19 protein-coding genes are annotated in these 17,530 nt (G+C 28.2%); 14 read left to right on the top strand and 5 right to left on the bottom strand.

The genetic code is table 11. The features are described from left to right. Positions 1 to 3: 3 nt before the first annotated feature. The 5 genes from BT997_RS01740 to glmM form a co-directional block, all read right to left on the bottom strand. Positions 4 to 1,488: an NAD(P)/FAD-dependent oxidoreductase gene (locus BT997_RS01740; protein WP_072679659.1), complete on the bottom strand. Its 1,485-nt coding sequence runs from the start codon at positions 1,486 to 1,488 to the stop codon at positions 4 to 6. Positions 1,489 to 1,588: 100 nt separating this feature from the next. Next, positions 1,589 to 2,173: an NTP transferase domain-containing protein gene (locus BT997_RS01735; RefSeq protein WP_072679658.1), complete on the bottom strand. Its 585-nt coding sequence runs from the start codon at positions 2,171 to 2,173 to the stop codon at positions 1,589 to 1,591. A 1-nt stretch (position 2,174) separates the two neighbouring features. After that, positions 2,175 to 3,455 (bottom strand): 3-isopropylmalate dehydratase large subunit, encoded by a 1,281-nt coding sequence (locus BT997_RS01730; protein WP_072679657.1) that lies wholly within the window; start codon positions 3,453 to 3,455, stop codon positions 2,175 to 2,177. 81 nt (positions 3,456 to 3,536) lie between these two features. Further along, complete coding sequence (lspA, locus tag BT997_RS01725; RefSeq protein WP_072679656.1) at positions 3,537 to 4,010, bottom strand: signal peptidase II; 474 nt, start codon at positions 4,008 to 4,010, stop codon at positions 3,537 to 3,539. After that, positions 4,007 to 5,341, bottom strand: a complete 1,335-nt coding sequence (gene glmM, locus BT997_RS01720) for a phosphoglucosamine mutase (protein WP_072679655.1) — start codon at positions 5,339 to 5,341, stop codon at positions 4,007 to 4,009. The genes lspA and glmM overlap by 4 nt, the downstream gene beginning before the upstream one ends. Positions 5,342 to 5,436: 95 nt before the next feature. Here glmM and rpsT point away from each other — a divergent pair, with 95 nt between their 5' ends. The 14 genes from rpsT (at position 5,437) to BT997_RS01650 (ending at position 17,526) form a co-directional block, all read left to right on the top strand. After that, positions 5,437 to 5,697 carry a 30S ribosomal protein S20 gene (gene rpsT / locus BT997_RS01715; RefSeq protein WP_072679654.1) on the top strand — a complete coding sequence of 87 codons (261 nt, stop codon included), beginning with the start codon at positions 5,437 to 5,439 and terminating at the stop codon, positions 5,695 to 5,697. A 56-nt stretch (positions 5,698 to 5,753) separates the two neighbouring features. Then, positions 5,754 to 6,821, top strand: coding sequence for a peptide chain release factor 1 (gene prfA / locus BT997_RS01710; protein ID WP_072679653.1), 1,068 nt, complete (start codon positions 5,754 to 5,756; stop codon positions 6,819 to 6,821). A 99-nt stretch (positions 6,822 to 6,920) separates the two neighbouring features. Next, positions 6,921 to 7,223, top strand: a complete 303-nt coding sequence (locus tag BT997_RS01705) for a hypothetical protein (protein ID WP_072679652.1) — start codon at positions 6,921 to 6,923, stop codon at positions 7,221 to 7,223. Between the two features lie 5 nt (positions 7,224 to 7,228). Further along, complete coding sequence (locus tag BT997_RS01700) at positions 7,229 to 7,411, top strand: DUF1653 domain-containing protein (protein WP_072679651.1); 183 nt, start codon at positions 7,229 to 7,231, stop codon at positions 7,409 to 7,411. A 75-nt stretch (positions 7,412 to 7,486) separates the two neighbouring features. Continuing rightward, positions 7,487 to 8,386 (top strand): hypothetical protein, encoded by a 900-nt coding sequence (locus BT997_RS01695; protein ID WP_072679650.1) that lies wholly within the window; start codon positions 7,487 to 7,489, stop codon positions 8,384 to 8,386. A gap of 93 nt (positions 8,387 to 8,479) precedes the next feature. Continuing rightward, complete coding sequence (locus BT997_RS01690; RefSeq protein WP_072679649.1) at positions 8,480 to 9,538, top strand: PstS family phosphate ABC transporter substrate-binding protein; 1,059 nt, start codon at positions 8,480 to 8,482, stop codon at positions 9,536 to 9,538. 122 nt (positions 9,539 to 9,660) lie between these two features. Next, on the top strand, positions 9,661 to 11,382 hold the full coding sequence (locus BT997_RS01685) for an EAL domain-containing protein (RefSeq protein WP_072679648.1): 1,722 nt from the start codon (positions 9,661 to 9,663) through the stop codon (positions 11,380 to 11,382). A 59-nt stretch (positions 11,383 to 11,441) separates the two neighbouring features. Continuing rightward, positions 11,442 to 12,371, top strand: coding sequence for a phosphate ABC transporter permease subunit PstC (gene pstC, locus BT997_RS01680; protein ID WP_072679647.1), 930 nt, complete (start codon positions 11,442 to 11,444; stop codon positions 12,369 to 12,371). Then, on the top strand, positions 12,368 to 13,546 hold the full coding sequence (pstA, locus tag BT997_RS01675) for a phosphate ABC transporter permease PstA (protein WP_072679646.1): 1,179 nt from the start codon (positions 12,368 to 12,370) through the stop codon (positions 13,544 to 13,546). The genes pstC and pstA overlap by 4 nt, the downstream gene beginning before the upstream one ends. A gap of 11 nt (positions 13,547 to 13,557) precedes the next feature. Further along, a complete protein-coding gene (gene pstB, locus BT997_RS01670; protein WP_072679645.1) occupies positions 13,558 to 14,334 on the top strand; it encodes a phosphate ABC transporter ATP-binding protein PstB in 777 nt (258 codons plus the stop codon). Further along, positions 14,334 to 15,002 (top strand): PhoU domain-containing protein, encoded by a 669-nt coding sequence (locus BT997_RS01665; RefSeq protein ID WP_072679644.1) that lies wholly within the window; start codon positions 14,334 to 14,336, stop codon positions 15,000 to 15,002. Before pstB ends, BT997_RS01665 begins: the two co-directional genes overlap by 1 nt. A gap of 24 nt (positions 15,003 to 15,026) precedes the next feature. Continuing rightward, positions 15,027 to 15,485, top strand: a complete 459-nt coding sequence (locus tag BT997_RS01660) for a phosphate-starvation-inducible PsiE family protein (protein WP_072679643.1) — start codon at positions 15,027 to 15,029, stop codon at positions 15,483 to 15,485. Beyond that, positions 15,482 to 16,156, top strand: a complete 675-nt coding sequence (locus BT997_RS01655; RefSeq protein WP_072679642.1) for a response regulator transcription factor — start codon at positions 15,482 to 15,484, stop codon at positions 16,154 to 16,156. Before BT997_RS01660 ends, BT997_RS01655 begins: the two co-directional genes overlap by 4 nt. Then, complete coding sequence (locus BT997_RS01650) at positions 16,150 to 17,526, top strand: ATP-binding protein (RefSeq protein ID WP_072679641.1); 1,377 nt, start codon at positions 16,150 to 16,152, stop codon at positions 17,524 to 17,526. Before BT997_RS01655 ends, BT997_RS01650 begins: the two co-directional genes overlap by 7 nt. The last annotated feature ends 4 nt before the right edge of the window (positions 17,527 to 17,530 follow it).

The raw sequence follows: 17,530 nt of genomic DNA, 5'->3' as shown, positions 1-17,530 counted from the left end.
TTTTTAAGCTTTACCAGAAAGCATTCCATAAATAGTCATTGGTTTAAGTGCATAAACTTTTAATAACCACCAAATATATCTTTCTTGTGTTGGATCAAGAGGAAATGAAGGAGTAGGTTTTTTAGTCCAATCAAATTCTGCAAGCATAACTGTTCCAATATCAGTAATTAAAGGACATACAGTATAACCCGCATATTTAGAAGTTAATTCTTTACCTTCCATTAATGAAATTAAATTCTCAGTTACAACTTTATATTGTTTTCTAGCACTCCCTCCTGTTTTTCCCATAGGAATACCAGCTACATCGCCTAAACCAAATACATTTTCATATCTAGTATGTTGTAAAGTCTCTTTATTTAATTCTACCCATCCACCTTTTGAAGCACTACCTTTTTGCCAAGCTAAACTTGAATTTTTAACTGCATCAGGAGCTCTCATTGGAGGAGTAATATGAATAAAGTCATAATCTCTTTCAATTTTTTTACTCATTGGAATCATGTCATAATCTTCTATATCAGGATCATATTCACCTTTTTCTAACCATCTTTTTTCAAAAATTGCTTTTTTAGTATTTACATCAATTTCAACTAAGTTATTTTTATATTCCCATTTCATATCTCTTGCTTCAAATTGTTTTACAATTGCATCATGATATTCTGGAACACCAAACATTTTTCCACCATTTGGATAAAAAGACATATCTACATTATCTCTTACACCAGCTTCTCTTAATCTAGCTTCTATAAGATACATAATCTTCTTTGGAGCTCCCCCACATTTTATAGGAGTATTAGGATGAGTAAATAAAGCTTTTAATTTTTTACCTGATTTAGCCTCAGATATTAATTCTTGAACACCTTTATATGTATTAACTGCACCATCAGCATAATAAATAGAATGCGCTCCATTTTTACCAATTTTTTTAGATACTTCTGGATTTGCTTCAGAAGACATTCCTACACCTTCTAAGCCTTTAATCATTCCATAGTCTAATACTAAACCAGTAGCTAAAATTAAGTAATCATAACTTATAGTTTGTCCACTTTCTGTTAATACTTTATTATTTTCTGGATCAAATTCCTTCGCCATATCTTTTATCATTTTTACGCCACTTGGAACAAAGTCTTTTGTATTATAAACGATATCTGATTTTTCCCAAACCCCTGCACCAATTAGTGTTTGACCTGGTTGATAAGATACTGAAGTTGGATTAGGTTCAATTATTGTAATATCAGGATTTGATAATGCATCTGTAAGTCTTGCTGCTGTTGAGATTCCAGCTAACCCTCCACCTACAATTAGAATTTTACCTTTAGCATCACTTGCATTTGCGATTGTTGCAGCTTCTGCTTCTGTTCCATTTCCCATTAAGAATGATGCAGAACCAAGCCCTGCAACTTTTAATGCATCTCTTCTTGAAATACCTTTCTTCTTTAGTTCAACATCTAGAATATCTAGCGCTTTCTTGAACTCTTCATTGTTTCCCATATGATGTCCTTAGTCTAAGTTTATTTATAAGGAAAGGTTATCAAAAAAAGTATAACAGAAAACTTAATCTATTCTGAAAAAATTAATTATAATTATTAGCTCAGCTTATAAGTGCTTTTGCCTTTAAATAATCATCCTTTTCATTTACATTTATAAACTCGTTTTCAAGGGAAAAGTCTACATAATTTGTATTAATATTTTTTAATAAAAAACCAACTTTATGTATGTCATTCTTAAGCATAGCTTTTATTTGTAATAAGTTAGACTTATCAAACACTCCACATAAGTTATGAGTTTTTTTAGTTTGAGCTACAGTAGCATCGTATTTGAATGAGTTATCAATCAATTTTTTTATAGATTCAATTTTTACTAATGGTGTATCTACAGTTATGATAAAGACTTTTTGAGAATTTATACTCTCAAGAATAGTTTCTAAAGCTACAATTGGAGAATATTCTTCTCCTTTATCTAAAATTAAATCTTTAGTTTTATTCTTAAGAAAATCAAACTTATCTATTTTTGAAGAGACAAAAATATTTTTAAAATAAGGTTTTAATCTATTGTATTGATATTCAGTAAGAGAATTTGCATTGGAAAAAGGAAGAAGAGCTTTGTCTTCTCCCATTCTAGAACTTCTTCCTCCAGATAAGATTACGCAAGGTATTTCAAATGAAGGAGAAGCCATATTATAAACCTCTAGGGTCTGTAATATATCCTGAAATTGCAGAGGCAGCAGCTACTGCACTATTTGCTAAGTAAATTTTAGAAGATCTTGAACCCATTCGTCCTACAAAATTTCTATTTGTTGTTGAAATACAAACTTCATCATCACCTAAAATTCCCATATATCCACCTAAACATGCCCCACATGTAGGATTTGATACAACACCACCTGCATCAACAAGAGTATCAATATATCCTGCTTTTGTCGCATCTCTTAAAATCTTTTGAGTACCTGGAGTTAAAATAAGTCTTGCATGACGTGCAACTTTTTTACCTTTTAAGATTTCAGCTGCTACTTTAAAATCAGATAATCTTCCATTTGTACAGCTTCCAATAAATATTTGGTCAACTTTAATTTCATCTGCAACTGCTTGTGAAACAGAGTGTCCATTTGATGGTAAGAATGGATAAGCAATTACTGGCTCTAACTTATCAGTATCTATTTCAATAACTTGACAATAGTTTGCATCATCATCAGAATAATGAATTTTAGGTTCTGCTCTTAATCCACCATTTAACTCAGCTGTTTGGTCTAAAAATTCTTTTGTAATTTCATCATAAGCAACAATACCATTTTTAGCCCCTGCTTCAATAGCCATATTACATAAAGAGAATCTATCATCCATTGATAAATGTTGTATAGCTTCACCAGTAAACTCTAAAGTTTTATATAAAGCACCATCAACACCTAAAATTCTAATAATCTCTAATATTAAATCTTTTCCAGTTATCTGATCAGCTGGTTTTCCATTGAATACAACTTTAATTGACTCTGGAACTTTAAACCAGTTTCCACCAGTAATCATACCAAACGAAATATCAGTTGAACCCATACCTGTAGAAAATGCACCTAATCCACCATGAGTACATGTATGTGAATCTGCACCAATAATAACATCTCCAGGTAATACCAAACCTTTTTCTGGTAAAAGGGCATGCTCAATTCCCATATCTTTTTCATCAAAGAAATATTTTAAATCATGTTTTAGAGCAAAATCTCTAGAAATTTTAGCTTGATTTGCAGATGCAATATCTTTTGCTGGAATAAAATGGTCAAGTACAATTGCAAAACCATCAGGGTTTGCAAGTTTCTCAAAACCACCCTCTTCAAACGCTCTAATTGAAATAGGAGTTGTAATATCATTTCCAATTACCATATCAATTGGACTTCTTACAATCTCACCAGCGAAAACTTCACGTCCTACGTGTTCACTAAATATTTTTTCTGTTATTGTTTGACCCATTTATTACCCTATTTTTTTAATTTCTTTTAATCGATTTTTTGGGATTATAGCTAAAATTCTTTTAAGCTCCCAAATTTCAAATTAAGAGTTTATCTCTTTTTCTTTGTTTTCCGCTCTTGCTTGTTTTATCTGCTTATATATGATTATAACTACAGCTAAATCAATAATTACATCAGCTATGTTAAATATAGGAAAATTAAACCCATAATGCCAATAAAAATAATCTACAACTCCACCATATGTAAATCTATCTAAAATATTAGATAAACCTCCTGCAAACAATAAAGAGATAGGAATATAATAATCTATAAAAACATCTTGATTTTTATAAAGATATATTATTCCACCAACTATTAACAACAATTGTATGTATTTTAAATATTCTGCTAAAAATGCAAACATAGAAAAAGCTACACCATAATTATAAGCAAGTTGTAAAGACATATAAGGACCATCAACATCCCAGTCAAAATTTACAAAGCCATATTTTACAACTTGATCAATTATAAAGATAACTATAAATATTAGAAAACTAGATTTTAATTTCTTTTTCATAAAACTTTTTTAACGAACCTTACTAATTCTTCCATAGATTCTTCTACATCTTTTTTATTCTTACCTTCTAATAAAAGTCTAATCTTATTTTCTGTTCCAGAATACCTAATTAAATCTCTAATACCTTTTTCTCTAATTGGTTTTAAAACATCTTCTAAACCAGCTATCTCTTCTAAAGGTATTTTTTCTGTTACTTTTAAATTTGTAAGAATTTGAGGATATAATTCAAATGGATTTAAAACTTCACTTGCTTTTTTCCCAGTTCTTAAAATAAGAGCTAATACTTGTAAAGCAGATGCTAATCCATCTCCTGTTTTTGCAACATCAGAAAAAATTATATGTCCACTTTGTTCGCCACCAAAATTTATTTCATTTGTTTTCATTTGTTCTAATACATGTTTATCACCAACATTTGAACGTAAAAGACCTAAATTGCTTGAAATTAAATAATCTTCCAATGCTTTATTTGACATTACTGTTGCAACACAAGCTTCACCTTTTAAAGTACCTTCATCTTTTAAAAATGAACAAAGTGCTCCTAAAAGTTTATCTCCATCAACAACATCACCTTTTTCATCAATCACAACTAATCTATCAGCATCACCATCTAATGCAATACCAATATCAGCTCTATATTCTCTTACAATTTTTCCAACATGATGTGGATGTAAAGCCCCACAATCTTCATTAATATTGTATCCATCTGGTTTATCATTAATAGTAATTACTTCTGCACCCAATTCATTTAATATAGTTGGACCAACTTTATATGCTGCTCCATTTGCACAATCAAGTACAATTCTCATACCATATAATGATAAGTCTTTTGGAAATGAACTTTTAATAGAAACAATATATCTTCCAATAACATCATCTATTCTTTTTGCAGAACCAATATTTTTACCTGTTACTTGTTCATTTATCATTAAATCATTATTTTGAAATATCTTTTCAATTTCAGACTCACAACCAATACCTAATTTATTTCCATGATTATCAAAAAATTTAATTCCATTGTCTTCATATGGATTATGAGAAGCAGAAATCATAATTCCACCATCACATCTCATTGATTCTGTTAAATATGCAATTGCAGGAGTAGGCATCGGTCCAATTTGAATAACATCATATCCAACTGATGTAAGACCACTTACAAGTGCATTTTCTATCATATAACCACTTCTTCTAGTATCTTTTCCTACAAGAATTCTTTTTGTAGTTGAATGTTTTCTAAAATAAATACCTGCAGCTTTAGCTAATTTTAAAACTGTAATTGCATCTAAAAAGTCACCCGCTAAACCTCGAACCCCATCTGTACCAAATAGTTTCATTAATTTTTCCTAAAATTAAACTTATTTTAAACTTACTTTAAAGTTAATTGGCTACCATTCTATCCTTAAAAATTTTACAAAGAGGTTAAATAATTATGGCAAATCATAAATCTGCTGAAAAAAGAGTAAGACAAACAAAAGTAAAAACTGAAAGAAATAGATTTTACAAAACAAGAATTAAAAATGTAACTAAAGAAGTATTAGGTGCTATTGAAGCTTCTGATAAAGAAAAAGCAACTGAATCAATGAAAGCTGCTAACAAATATTTACATCACTGTGTTAGTAAAGGTATCCTTAAAAAAGCTACTGCTGCTAGAAAAGTTTCTAGATTACAAACAAAAGTGAATGCTATATAATTATAAAATTAAATATTTTTTATTTAGTCTATAATATTATATAAATACATACAAATATGCAACAAGATAAACTACAACCATTTATAGACAGATACAATGAGATTAACGACTTGTTAATCTCACCAGAAATCACAAGCGATATTAAGAGAATGACTGCTCTTTCTAAAGAGCAATCTTCTATAGAACCTACAGTTAACTTAGCAAAAGAATATCTTCAAAATATTGAAGATATTGAAGAAAATAAAATGCTACTTGATGATGAAGATTTAGGTGAACTTGCAAAAGAAGAACTTAAAGAACTTGAAAAACGTCAACCAGAAATTGAAGAAGAAATCAAACTACTAATGCTTCCAAAAGATCCTAATGATGATAAAAATATCTATTTAGAACTTAGAGCAGGTGCGGGTGGAGATGAAGCTGCAATATTTGTAGGAGACCTTTTTAGAGGTTACCTTAGATATGCAGAGAACAATGGATGGAAAGTTGAAATCATGAATCAAAGTGAGAGTGAATCTGGTGGTTTCAAAGAAATCGTTGCTTTATTTAAAGGTGACCATATCTATTCAAAATTAAAATTTGAAAGTGGTACCCATAGAGTTCAAAGAGTTCCTGCAACTGAATCTCAAGGAAGAGTACATACCTCAGCTATTACAGTTGCTGTTATTCCAGAAGTAGATGATGTAGAAATTGAGATAAACGCAAGTGATTTAAAAATAGACGTGATGAGAGCAAGTGGTAATGGTGGACAATCTGTAAATACTACTGACTCTGCTGTTAGAATCACTCACCTTCCTACTGGTTTAGTTGTAACAAACCAAGACCAAAAATCTCAACATAAAAATAAAGATAAAGCTATGAAAGTTTTAAAAGCTAGACTTTATGATTTAGAGATGCAAGAAAAAATGGAAAAAGAAGGTGCAAATAGAAAAGAACAAGTTGGAACTGGTGATAGAAGTGGAAGAATTAGAACTTATAACTATCCACAAAATAGAGTTTCAGACCATAGAATTAATTTAACACTTTATAGACTTGACTATATTATGAATGATGGATTATTTGAAGAAGTAATTGATCCATTAATAGCAGATCATCAAACAAAACTTATTGAGGCAAATGGGTTATAAACCCATTTCCTTTTTTTAAACTCCTAACTACAAATTATTATTAACAACTAATTAAGACTCATTGTCTTATCATTAGTAAGCTTCAAAAAGGAGTTTAAAATGAAAAAATATTTTATAATTTGTTTTTTATTTTTTTCATTTGCATTTGCAGATAATGCAAAACAACTAACCTTAGCCTGCAATTCATATGAAGATATAATTAATACAAAAAATATAGAACAAAGTATGAGAGATGGTGCAATTCCTAAAAACTGTTTATTATTAACATCTAATGCAAAGATTACTGTTGTTGATGATAAGTTAGAAGATTCAAGGATAGTTAAAATTTTAGTAATAGATATAGATTCTCATATGTATTCATTAAAAGAAGATATTATTATTACAAATGAAAATAAGATATAAAATTAATGATTGAGATAAATAAAGCATATATACATTATAAAAATAAAAAAACTTATATTGTAAAAGATTTTTGTAAAATACAAGAAAATGATACTTGGGTTAAAGCAGTATTATACAAACCTGACGATTGTGATGAACTTTTTGTAAGAACACTAAAAGAATTTGAAGAAAAATTTACTCTAAATTAAAATTTAATAGTCTATTAAATTATACCTAAATTCCTTTATGCTAATATTTTATCTTAATATAAGAAAGGTAGAGAGATGAAGTATAGTCTTCCAAGTATTTTACTAAATCCAAATAAATTTGATTACTCTTTAGATGATTTAGAAATTTCATACTTTCAAGATGCAAAAAAAGATTTAATAAAAAAATATTATAACTTGGTCTCTAAATCTATCTGGAAGGCGATTTTAAATAATCTAAGAAGAAGAATAGAACTTTATGGTATTGACTATTTTATAGATAATTTAGATGAAAATGAAAAAAACATCTATTTTAGAAATAGTTATACTCTAACAGAAAAACTATCACTTTTAAATAATCTTACTATTATAAAAAACTGTTTAAAACTTAATATCATAAGTGGTAAAACATATACTGTTTTAAATTTTTTCTATTGGTTTCATAAAAATGATTCAAATGAACCAGTACTTTTTGAAGATATCATTTCAATAATTACTCTATTAGAAAAAAATCTATTTAAACTAAAAATTGATTACATAGTTCCTGAATTTTATATCAAAACACAACAGTCTAAAAATAATATACCTAAAGAAAAAAGAAGAAAAGCCGATTTTGCTAATAATACCTCTTCTACTCCTAAAAGAAGAAAAAATGATTTTATTAATACCCAAACAAAGAAAATCAAAAAAGAAGATCTATTTATGATGCAAAAAACTCCAACACCAAGACGTAGAAAAAATGATTTTATGCATCTAGAAGAAACCTCATTAAAAAGAAGAAAAGATGACCTTATAGAAGTTACTACAACTCCTAAAAGAAGAAAAGATGATCTTATAAATACAGAAGATTTTCCAAAAAGACGAAAAAATGATTTTAATTATGAGGAAAATCAATTTATCCCTAGAAAACGTCGAAAAGATGATTTCATAAGTAACCAAACTATACCAAGTCCTAGACGTAGAAGAAGAGACGACTAACTTAATATTTATACTTTATATACTTCTTACGAGTAACCAAAATGTAACCAACAAATTATAAACTTCCATAACAAATTTTTACGGAGATTATAAATGACAATGAAAAAAACAACAATTGCTTTATTAGCAACTGCAGCACTTACTGTATCTTTAAGTGCAAGAGATCAAATTAAAATGGTTGGTTCTTCAACTGTTTACCCATTCGCTTCTGCTGTAGCTGAAGAATTAGGTGCTACAACTAAATACCCAACTCCAGTGGTTGAATCAACTGGTTCAGGTGGTGGTATGAAATTATTTTGTGCTGGAAATGATATGAATACTCCAGATATCACTAATGCATCAAGAAGAATGAAAGCTAAAGAATTCAAAATGTGTGAAAAAAATGGTGTTACTGACATCACTGAAGCTGTAGTTGGATTCGATGGTATTGCATTTGCTCAAGATAAATCAAATACTCCTTTCAATGTAACAAAAAAACAAATTGCTTTAGCAGTTGCTGCTGAAGTTCCTTCTAAAGATGGTAAATCATTAGTTAAAAACCCATATAAAAGATGGTCAGAAATTGATGCTTCTTTACCAAATAGAGAAATTATTATTTACGGACCACCAAAGTCTTCTGGAACAAGAGATGCATTCGAAGATATGGTTATGAAAGGTACATTCAAAAAAATGTCTGTATATACTGACCTTTACAAAGCTGACAAAAAAGCTAACAAAAAATATAAAAAATATGCTGTTGTTAGACAAGATGGTGTTTACGTTCCATCAGGTGAAAATGATAATATCATCGTTCAAAAATTAACTAAAAACAAAAATGCATTTGGAATCTTCGGATACTCTTTCTTAGTTGAAAATGATGACAAATTAGCTGGTTCAAAAGTTGATGGTGTATCTCCAACTCCAGACGCAATTTCTTCTGGTAAATACCCAATTTCTAGATCTTTATTCTTCTATACTAAAAACTCTCATAAAAAAGATGTTCCTGCAATCAACAAATATGTTGAAATGTTCATGTCTGAAAATATGATTGGAAAAGAAGGTATTTTAGGTGAAATCGGACTTATCGCTTTACCAGATGCTCAAAGAGAAGAAGTTAGAAAATCTGTTACTATGGGTAAAAAACTTACTTTAGACGATTTAAAAAAACACTAATTACTAAATAAAAGAGAGACTTCTTTCTCTCTTTTATTAGTTTTATAAATGGACTTTTATCTGTTAGAGCGAAGAAGAGATAAAAGTCTATTTATAAAACTACTTAAATATAAAGGCACTTAATGTCAACAAAAATTGACGTTGACAAACTTGATTTTGCTTTTCAACCAATTGTAAATACCTATTCAGGTAAAACCTATGCAGTAGAAGCATTAATCAGAAATACAGACAAACTTGGATTTGAGTCAATACAAGACTTTTTTGATGAACTAAACAATAAACAAATACTCTTTCAAATAGATATTCTTCTTAGAAAAAAAGCAATTGAAAAATTTAAAGAAATAGAATTAAAAAATTTAAAGCTATTTTATAATATTGACAATAGAATTTTAACAATGCCTGATTTTAAAGTTGGAGAAACTAGTCAAATGTTAAAAGATGTATCTCTAAAACAAGATACTCTTTGTTTTGAAATTACAGAACATCACTCTTTTCAAGATGAAAATTTACTAAAAAAAATCATTCATATATACAAAAAACATAATTTTAATATTGCAATTGATGACTTCGGAACAGGTATTTCTGGACTTCATTTACTATATATTGCAGAAGCAAATTTTATTAAATTAGATAGATTTTTTATACATAAAATAAATAGTGATTCAAAAAAAAGACTGTTTTGTTCTTCAATTGTTGAAATGGCTCATATAATGGGAATTAAAGTAATTGCAGAAGGTATTGAAACAATTGAAGAATACTATACATGCAAAGATATAAAAGCAGACTATATACAAGGTTACTTAATTGCTAAACCTTCATTATCTACAAATCATATTCAAAAATCTTATTCTAATATTAGAGGATTATTTAAAAAAGATAGAAGAGCTATAAATAACAATTTCATCGATAAATCATATATAGAAAGAATTGTGCCTTTAAATATCAACTCAACATTACATGAATTATTTTTATACTTTAAAGAGAATACACAAAATACATTTGTTCCTATTATTAACAATGAAAAGAAAATTGAAGGTGTTATTTATGAAGTAGATATTAAAGAACTTTCGTACTCTCAGTATGGTTTATCACTTGCAAAAAACATATCATTTAAAACAAAACTTAGAAACTATATGAAGCCTGTGTTAGAAATTGATATATCATGGGGAATAGATAAAGCCTTAGAAATTTTCAATATGAGAAACAATTCCAAAGGAATTTTTGTAAGAAAAGATGATATTTATTATGGATTTATTAATCTAAATAATCTTTTATCTCTTTCATATAAAAGAAATCTTGAAATTGCACAAAATCAAAATCCACTAACAAAACTTCCTGGAAATAAACAAATTGATAATTTCATTCATAAAGTATTTAAAAAAAGTATTAACTCTCACATAGTATATTTTGATTTTAATGATTTCAAACCTTTTAATGACCACTATGGATTTAGACAAGGGGATAGAGCAATATTAATGTTCTCAGAAATCTTACAAAAAAATATTTCAAATGAAAACTTTATTGCTCACATTGGAGGAGATGATTTTTTTGTAGGCTTTCAGAATAAAGAATTCGAATATGTTTACTCTTTAATTCATCAAACACAAGAAGAATTTAAAAATAGTGTTTCTAGTTTATACTCAGAAGAAGACTTAAAAAAACAATTTATTATTTCAAAAGATAGATTTGGAGTAAATAGAAAATTTAACCTTTTGAGTATAAGTGCAGCAATTATTGAAATCAAGAAAAATTGTAAAATAGAAACTTTTAATTCTAACTTAGGAAAAATCAAAAAGCTATCAAAAGAAAACAACCATCCGCTGGGGATTTGCTGCATCTTGTAACCATCTTGTAACCTAAATTATTTACAATATCAAAAATTAATAAAGAAAGGTACATTCTTTTGCATACATTTGAATCAAAAAATAAATCAACTGAAATAAAAGAAAAAGCCATAAAAATAGCATTGATAGTTGCTTCAACTATCTCTATTTTAACTACTTTTGGTATTTTATTCTCGATTTTGTTTGAAGCCTTAGCTTTTTTTGAATTAAGAAGCTTTTGGTATTTTTTAACAGGGACAGAATGGTCACCAGGTATTGTTGGAAGTAAATTTGGTGCAGTACCAATTTTTGCTGGTACATTTATGATTACTGTAATTGCAATGGCAGTTGCTATTCCAATTGGATTAGGTAGTGCTATATATATGAGTGAATATGCATCGCATAGAACAAGAGATTACTTAAAACCAATCTTAGAGGTTCTTGCTGGTATTCCTACTGTAGTTTACGGTTTCTTTGCTGCAATTACTGTTGCTCCATTAATAGTAAAGGGTGCTGCAGCCATTGGATTAGAAGCCACGTTTAACTCTGCACTTGCTTCTGGTGTTGTAATGGGGATTATGATTATTCCTGTAATTTCTTCTTTAAGTGATGATGTAATTAGAGCCGTACCAGATTCTCAAAGAAAAGCATCTTTAGGATTAGGAATGACTCAAGGTGAAACTATTAAAAATATTGTTTTACCATCAGCACTTCCTGGAATTATTTCAGCAACACTACTTGGTTTTTCAAAAGCTATTGGAGAAACAATGATTGTTGTTATGGCAGCTGGTTTACGTCCAAACTTATCATTCAATCCACTTGAAGATATGACAACTGTTACAGTTAGAATAGTTGACGCATTAGTAGGAGATCAAGCATTTAATTCTCCTGAAACTCTTTCAGCATTTGCCTTAGGTTTAGCACTATTTGTTGTTACATTAATTTTAAATATTGTTTCACTAATGCTAATCAGAAAATTTAAAGAAAAATATAAAGTGAATACACTATGAGTAAAAAACAAAATAAAAATAATCCATTTTATGATCCTTCATTAAATGGAAGACATAGAAGTTCAAAAAGATTTAAGACATTTACATTATCTTCTTTAATCTTTTCAATTGCATTCTTAGCGTTCTTCCTTTTTGATATTATTTCAAAAGGAACACCTGCATTTAAACAAGCTTATTTAAAAGTACCTGTTACATATAATGAAGATACTATTAAAAATAGTAGAACAGCTGTTGATAGAAAATATAGAAAAGTTATATCAAGAGCTTGGTTAAGAGGAATTCCAAGACTTGTAGAAGCAAATCCAGAACTTATGGGAAAAACTGTTGACACTTGGGTTTTAGCAGATGATCAAGTTGACCAATATATAAAAGGTCACTACTATAAATTAAAAAGAAAAGATAGAGCGTTAATTGACGAGATGAAAGCTTATGGAGAAGTAGAACTAAGATTTAATGAAATTTTCTTTAAAAATGGTGACTCAAAAATTCCAGAGTTTGCAGGTTTAAACTCTGCAGTTGTAGGTTCAGTATTAACACTATTAATCACAATGGCATTTGCTTTTCCAATTGGAGTTATGACGGCAATATATCTTGAAGAGTTTGCAGAAGATAATAAATTTACACAGATTATTGAAGTAAATATTAATAACCTTGCAGCTATTCCTTCAATACTATTTGGTCTTTTAGGTCTTGCAATATTTATTAATCTCTTTGGACTTCCAAGATCTTCACCTATGGTTGGGGGATTAACCTTAGCACTTATGACTTTACCAATTATTATTGTAAGTTCACGTGCAGCACTAAGAGCAGTACCTGACTCAATCAGACAAGCAGGATATGGTTTAGGTTTAACAAAAATTGAAGTAACAAGAGACCATGTTTTACCTTTAGCATTTCCAGGAATTCTTACAGGTTCAATTATTGGTCTTGCACAAGCAATGGGGGAAACAGCTCCATTAATTATTATTGGAATGATTGCATTTATTCCAGATGCTCCAAGTTCAGTAATGGATGCAGCGACAGTTATGCCTGCACAGTTATTTACATGGGCGGGTATGCCAGAAAGAATGTATATTGAAAAAACAGCAGCAGGTATTATGGTGTTATTAACAATCTTAATCTCACTAAATGCATTTGCAATTTATCTTAGAAAAAAATTTGAAGTAAAATGGTAAGGATAGAAAAGATGTCAAAAGAAAATAAAAACGTAGTAAAAGTAAATGTAAAAGAATTAAATCTTTGGTATGGAGACAACCATGCACTTCACAATATTACTGTACCACTTTACGAAAATAAAATCACAGCATTAATTGGACCATCAGGATGTGGAAAGTCTACTTTTTTAAGATGTTTAAATAGAATGAACGACTTAATCTCAATTGTAAAAATCGATGGTTCTGTTATAATTGATAAAAAAAATATTTATGATAAAGATGTAGATGAAGTAAGTGTTAGAAAAAGAATTGGAATGGTTTTTCAACAACCAAATCCTTTTCCAAAATCTATTTATGACAATGTAGCATACGCACCACTTAAACACAGCCTTGTAAAAAAAGGTAAAGAGTGTGATGAACTAGTTGAAAAGTCTTTAAGAGATGCAGGTCTTTGGGAAGAAGTTAAAGATAAATTATCTGATCCTGGAACTTCACTTTCAGGTGGACAACAACAAAGATTATGTATTGCAAGAACAATTGCTGTAAAACCAGAAGTTATTTTAATGGATGAGCCAACTTCAGCACTTGATCCAATCTCTACAGAAAAAATTGAAGCACTTATGTTAGAGCTTAAAAAGAAATATACAATTATTACAGTTACTCATAACATGCAACAAGCAGCAAGAGTTGCAGACTATACTGCATTTTTCCATCTTGGAAAACTAATTGAATATGATGAAACAGAGACTATCTTTGTTAATCCATCAAATAAAAAAACAGAAGATTATATTACAGGAAGGTTCGGATAATGTTAAAACCATATCAAGAAAAAATAGCTACAATCAAAAATGAAATTTATGAAATGGGAGAGATAGTTACTCATGCAAATAAAGTTTCTCTTTCAGCTCTAAAAGAAAATGACTTATCAATGTTAAAAGATATTAGTCTATCAATTAAAAAGATTTCTGCAAAATCAAATGAAATTGATAACTTAATAGTAAAAACATTAGCATTATATTCACCAGAAGCAAGAGATTTAAGAGAAATGGTTTCTTTTTTAAAAATTACAAATGAAATAACAAGAGCAAGTACTTACTCTAAAATTTTCATTAAGACTTTTAAAAAATCTTTTACTGAAGATTTAGATAAACATACAATCTTAGAATTTGCTATTCCTTTACTAAAATCATCGAATTTAGCACTTCAAACATCATTAGATATGATAAAAGAACAAGATGACAAAGTTATTGAAGAAATGTTTAATAAAGTTTCAGTAGAAGATAGTAAAACAGATGATTTATATTCAATGGTTGAGAAAAATATTTTAAAACTTATTAGTAAAAATATCGAACTTTCAAAAGATTATTTTGAAGTATTAAGCTCTTTACGAAAACTAGAAAAAATATCAGGGCGTGCATCATCAATCGCTAACCTTTTAATATTTGCAGAAGTAGGTGGAGAGATAGAACAAGCATAATTTACATTATGATATAATTTTTTCATGAAACGAGCTTTAACTAAAATAAGAACATACTTTAGAACAAACTACGAGGTACTTGCAGCTGCAATAATATTTATTATTGTTATGGCTGCAGGGTATGAATTCCACAAAACAATTATTTTGATGCTTGAGTTTATTGTAATAATGGAAGTTGTCAAAATGATTTCTGATTTTATTAAAAAAGAGAAGCTTAGACTTAGATTTGTAATTGATATCTTTATCATTTTTTTAATCAGAGATGTAATTATTTATGCATCTCATTCAAATAAAGATTACTTTACAATTCTATTCTTACTTTTTGTAATTTTTGTATTCTTTATTTTTAGAATCTTATCAATTAAATACTCACCTGGAGTTATAAAAATATCTAAAGATACTGTTATAGAATATGAAGATGATAGAAAAAGTAAAAAAATCAAAGAAGATGAAAAACAAATTGAAAAGAAATTAAAAAAGTGAATAATAAACTAATACTAATCGTTGAAGATGAAGAAGATATTTTAGAACTTTTGGAGTATACACTTCAAAAAGAAGGCTATGAAACAATAGGTTTTTTAAGCGTAAATGAAAAACTTGAAAAAGTTTTAGAAGAAGAAACTATTGATCTTATTTTAATGGATAGAAATCTTCCTGGGATTGATGGAACAACTTTTATTAATAAAGTAAAAGAAAAAGGTCATAACTCCCCTGTAATCTACTTAACTGCAAAAGACAAAGATGAAGATATTTTAGAAGGTTTTGATTCACATGCAGATGATTATATTACAAAACCATTTAATATAAAAGAGATGTTAGCAAGAGTTAAAGCAGTTATTAAAAGAGCTTCAAAAGATGTTGAAATTTTAAAAATACGAGATATTACTTATAAAGCATCAAATAAAAAATTCTATATTGATTCAGAAGAAATAGAACTAACACACTTAGAACATGACTTATTTTTAGAGTTTCTTAAAAACAAAGATATCTTGATGTCTAGAGAGCATCTTTTAGAAACAGTATGGGAAGACTCATATGATAAAAAACTGAAAACTGTTAATGTTGCAATAAAAAGATTAAAAGCAAAAATCGATCCAAATAATACTAAAGAATATATCAAATCAATAAGAGGAGAAGGTTACATATTTTGTTAAAAATACATCAACTTTTTTTAAGAACATTCTCAACAATATTTTTTCTAATTTTATTAGTACTAAGTGCAACTACATATTATTGGTCAAAAAATATATATCTTAATCAAGTTGAAAAAAACTTATCTCAAAATATTGACTCTTTATCTATATCATTAACCTCTTTCGCAAATATTGAATATGTAATAAAAACTTTTAAAGCAAAAACAGGCCTTAGAATTACTATTATTGATGAAAAAGGTAATGTTATTGCAGATAGTGATAAAAATAAAGATAAAATGGAAAATCATGCAAATAGATATGAAATAGTTCATGCAAAATATGAAGGATATGGAAAAACAATTAGATTTTCAAATACTTTACAAGAAGAACTTCTTTATGTAGCAAAAAAAATTGCAATTGATGATGAAATATTTTATATTAGACTTGCAGACTACACTACAAAAATAAAAGAGAACTTTACAAAACTAGCTTATCAAATTGTTGCATTTATTGCAGGATTCATGATTATGGCATTTGCAGCAACCTACTTTCTTAGTATCAAGATTAAAGATGAAACAAATGCAATATTAAGCTATCTAATAGAATTAAGTAATAAAAAGCCTAAATATGAACTCTATTCAGATTTTTCAGAAGAATTTAATAAAATAACCCGTCTTTTAAATAAAGTGTCTGAAAGACTTTCAAAAAGAGATAAACAAAAAGCAAAACAAACTGCAAAATTAAAACTTGCAAATAGACAAAAAGATGAAATCATATCTGCAATTTCCCATGAGTTTAAAAATCCAATTGCTATTATTTCAGGATATGCAGAAACAATTTTAAATGATAAAGATTTACCAGAACCTATGAAAGAGAAATTTTTAAGTAAAATTTATTCTAATGGGAACAAGATGTCTGACATTATTGATAAATTGAGATTAAGTTTAAAATTAGAAGAAGGAAAACAACAAGTTATTACTACTTCCTGTCCAATAAAACCTCTATGTGAAGATATAATTTCTGATTTAAAAGAAAAGTACAAAAACAGAGAAATTCTTTTAGAAGGTGAAGATATCAAACTAATGATAGATGAAACACTTTTTAGTATGGCATTAAGTAATCTAATTGAAAATGCTCTTAAATATTCAGAAGATGATGTAACAGTTAATATTAACAAAACTTCAATATCTATTAAAGACAAAGGTATAGGTATAGATGAAAAAGATTTAAAAAAGATAAATCAAAAATTTTATAGAGTTTCTCAAAATGGTTGGAATAACTCTTTAGGACTAGGACTTTTCATTGTTTATTCAATACTCAAACTACATGATTTTAAACTAGAAATAGAAAGTGAACTTGATAAAGGTTCTAATTTTATAATAAAATATTAAATCT

Origin of the sequence: Arcobacter sp. LA11, from assembly GCF_001895145.1 — a bacterium.
Lineage (GTDB): Bacteria > Campylobacterota > Campylobacteria > Campylobacterales > Arcobacteraceae > Halarcobacter.
Note: the sequence above shows the minus strand (reverse complement) of the source record. Positions and strands in the feature narration are given on the sequence as shown.

Coding starts and splice junctions, on each gene's coding strand:
- pstA (WP_072679646.1), top strand. CDS start 12,368: ATGAGTAAAAAACAAAATAAAAATAATCCATTTTATGATCCTTCATTA.
- BT997_RS01660 (WP_072679643.1), top strand. CDS start 15,027: ATGAAACGAGCTTTAACTAAAATAAGAACATACTTTAGAACAAACTAC.
- BT997_RS01685 (WP_072679648.1), top strand. CDS start 9,661: ATGTCAACAAAAATTGACGTTGACAAACTTGATTTTGCTTTTCAACCA.
- BT997_RS01705 (WP_072679652.1), top strand. CDS start 6,921: ATGAAAAAATATTTTATAATTTGTTTTTTATTTTTTTCATTTGCATTT.
- BT997_RS01740 (WP_072679659.1), bottom strand. CDS start 1,488: ATGGGAAACAATGAAGAGTTCAAGAAAGCGCTAGATATTCTAGATGTT.
- BT997_RS01700 (WP_072679651.1), top strand. CDS start 7,229: ATGATTGAGATAAATAAAGCATATATACATTATAAAAATAAAAAAACT.
- BT997_RS01730 (WP_072679657.1), bottom strand. CDS start 3,455: ATGGGTCAAACAATAACAGAAAAAATATTTAGTGAACACGTAGGACGT.
- rpsT (WP_072679654.1), top strand. CDS start 5,437: ATGGCAAATCATAAATCTGCTGAAAAAAGAGTAAGACAAACAAAAGTA.
- BT997_RS01735 (WP_072679658.1), bottom strand. CDS start 2,173: ATGGCTTCTCCTTCATTTGAAATACCTTGCGTAATCTTATCTGGAGGA.
- BT997_RS01665 (WP_072679644.1), top strand. CDS start 14,334: ATGTTAAAACCATATCAAGAAAAAATAGCTACAATCAAAAATGAAATT.
- pstB (WP_072679645.1), top strand. CDS start 13,558: ATGTCAAAAGAAAATAAAAACGTAGTAAAAGTAAATGTAAAAGAATTA.
- prfA (WP_072679653.1), top strand. CDS start 5,754: ATGCAACAAGATAAACTACAACCATTTATAGACAGATACAATGAGATT.
- lspA (WP_072679656.1), bottom strand. CDS start 4,010: ATGAAAAAGAAATTAAAATCTAGTTTTCTAATATTTATAGTTATCTTT.
- BT997_RS01690 (WP_072679649.1), top strand. CDS start 8,480: ATGACAATGAAAAAAACAACAATTGCTTTATTAGCAACTGCAGCACTT.
- glmM (WP_072679655.1), bottom strand. CDS start 5,341: ATGAAACTATTTGGTACAGATGGGGTTCGAGGTTTAGCGGGTGACTTT.
- BT997_RS01695 (WP_072679650.1), top strand. CDS start 7,487: ATGAAGTATAGTCTTCCAAGTATTTTACTAAATCCAAATAAATTTGAT.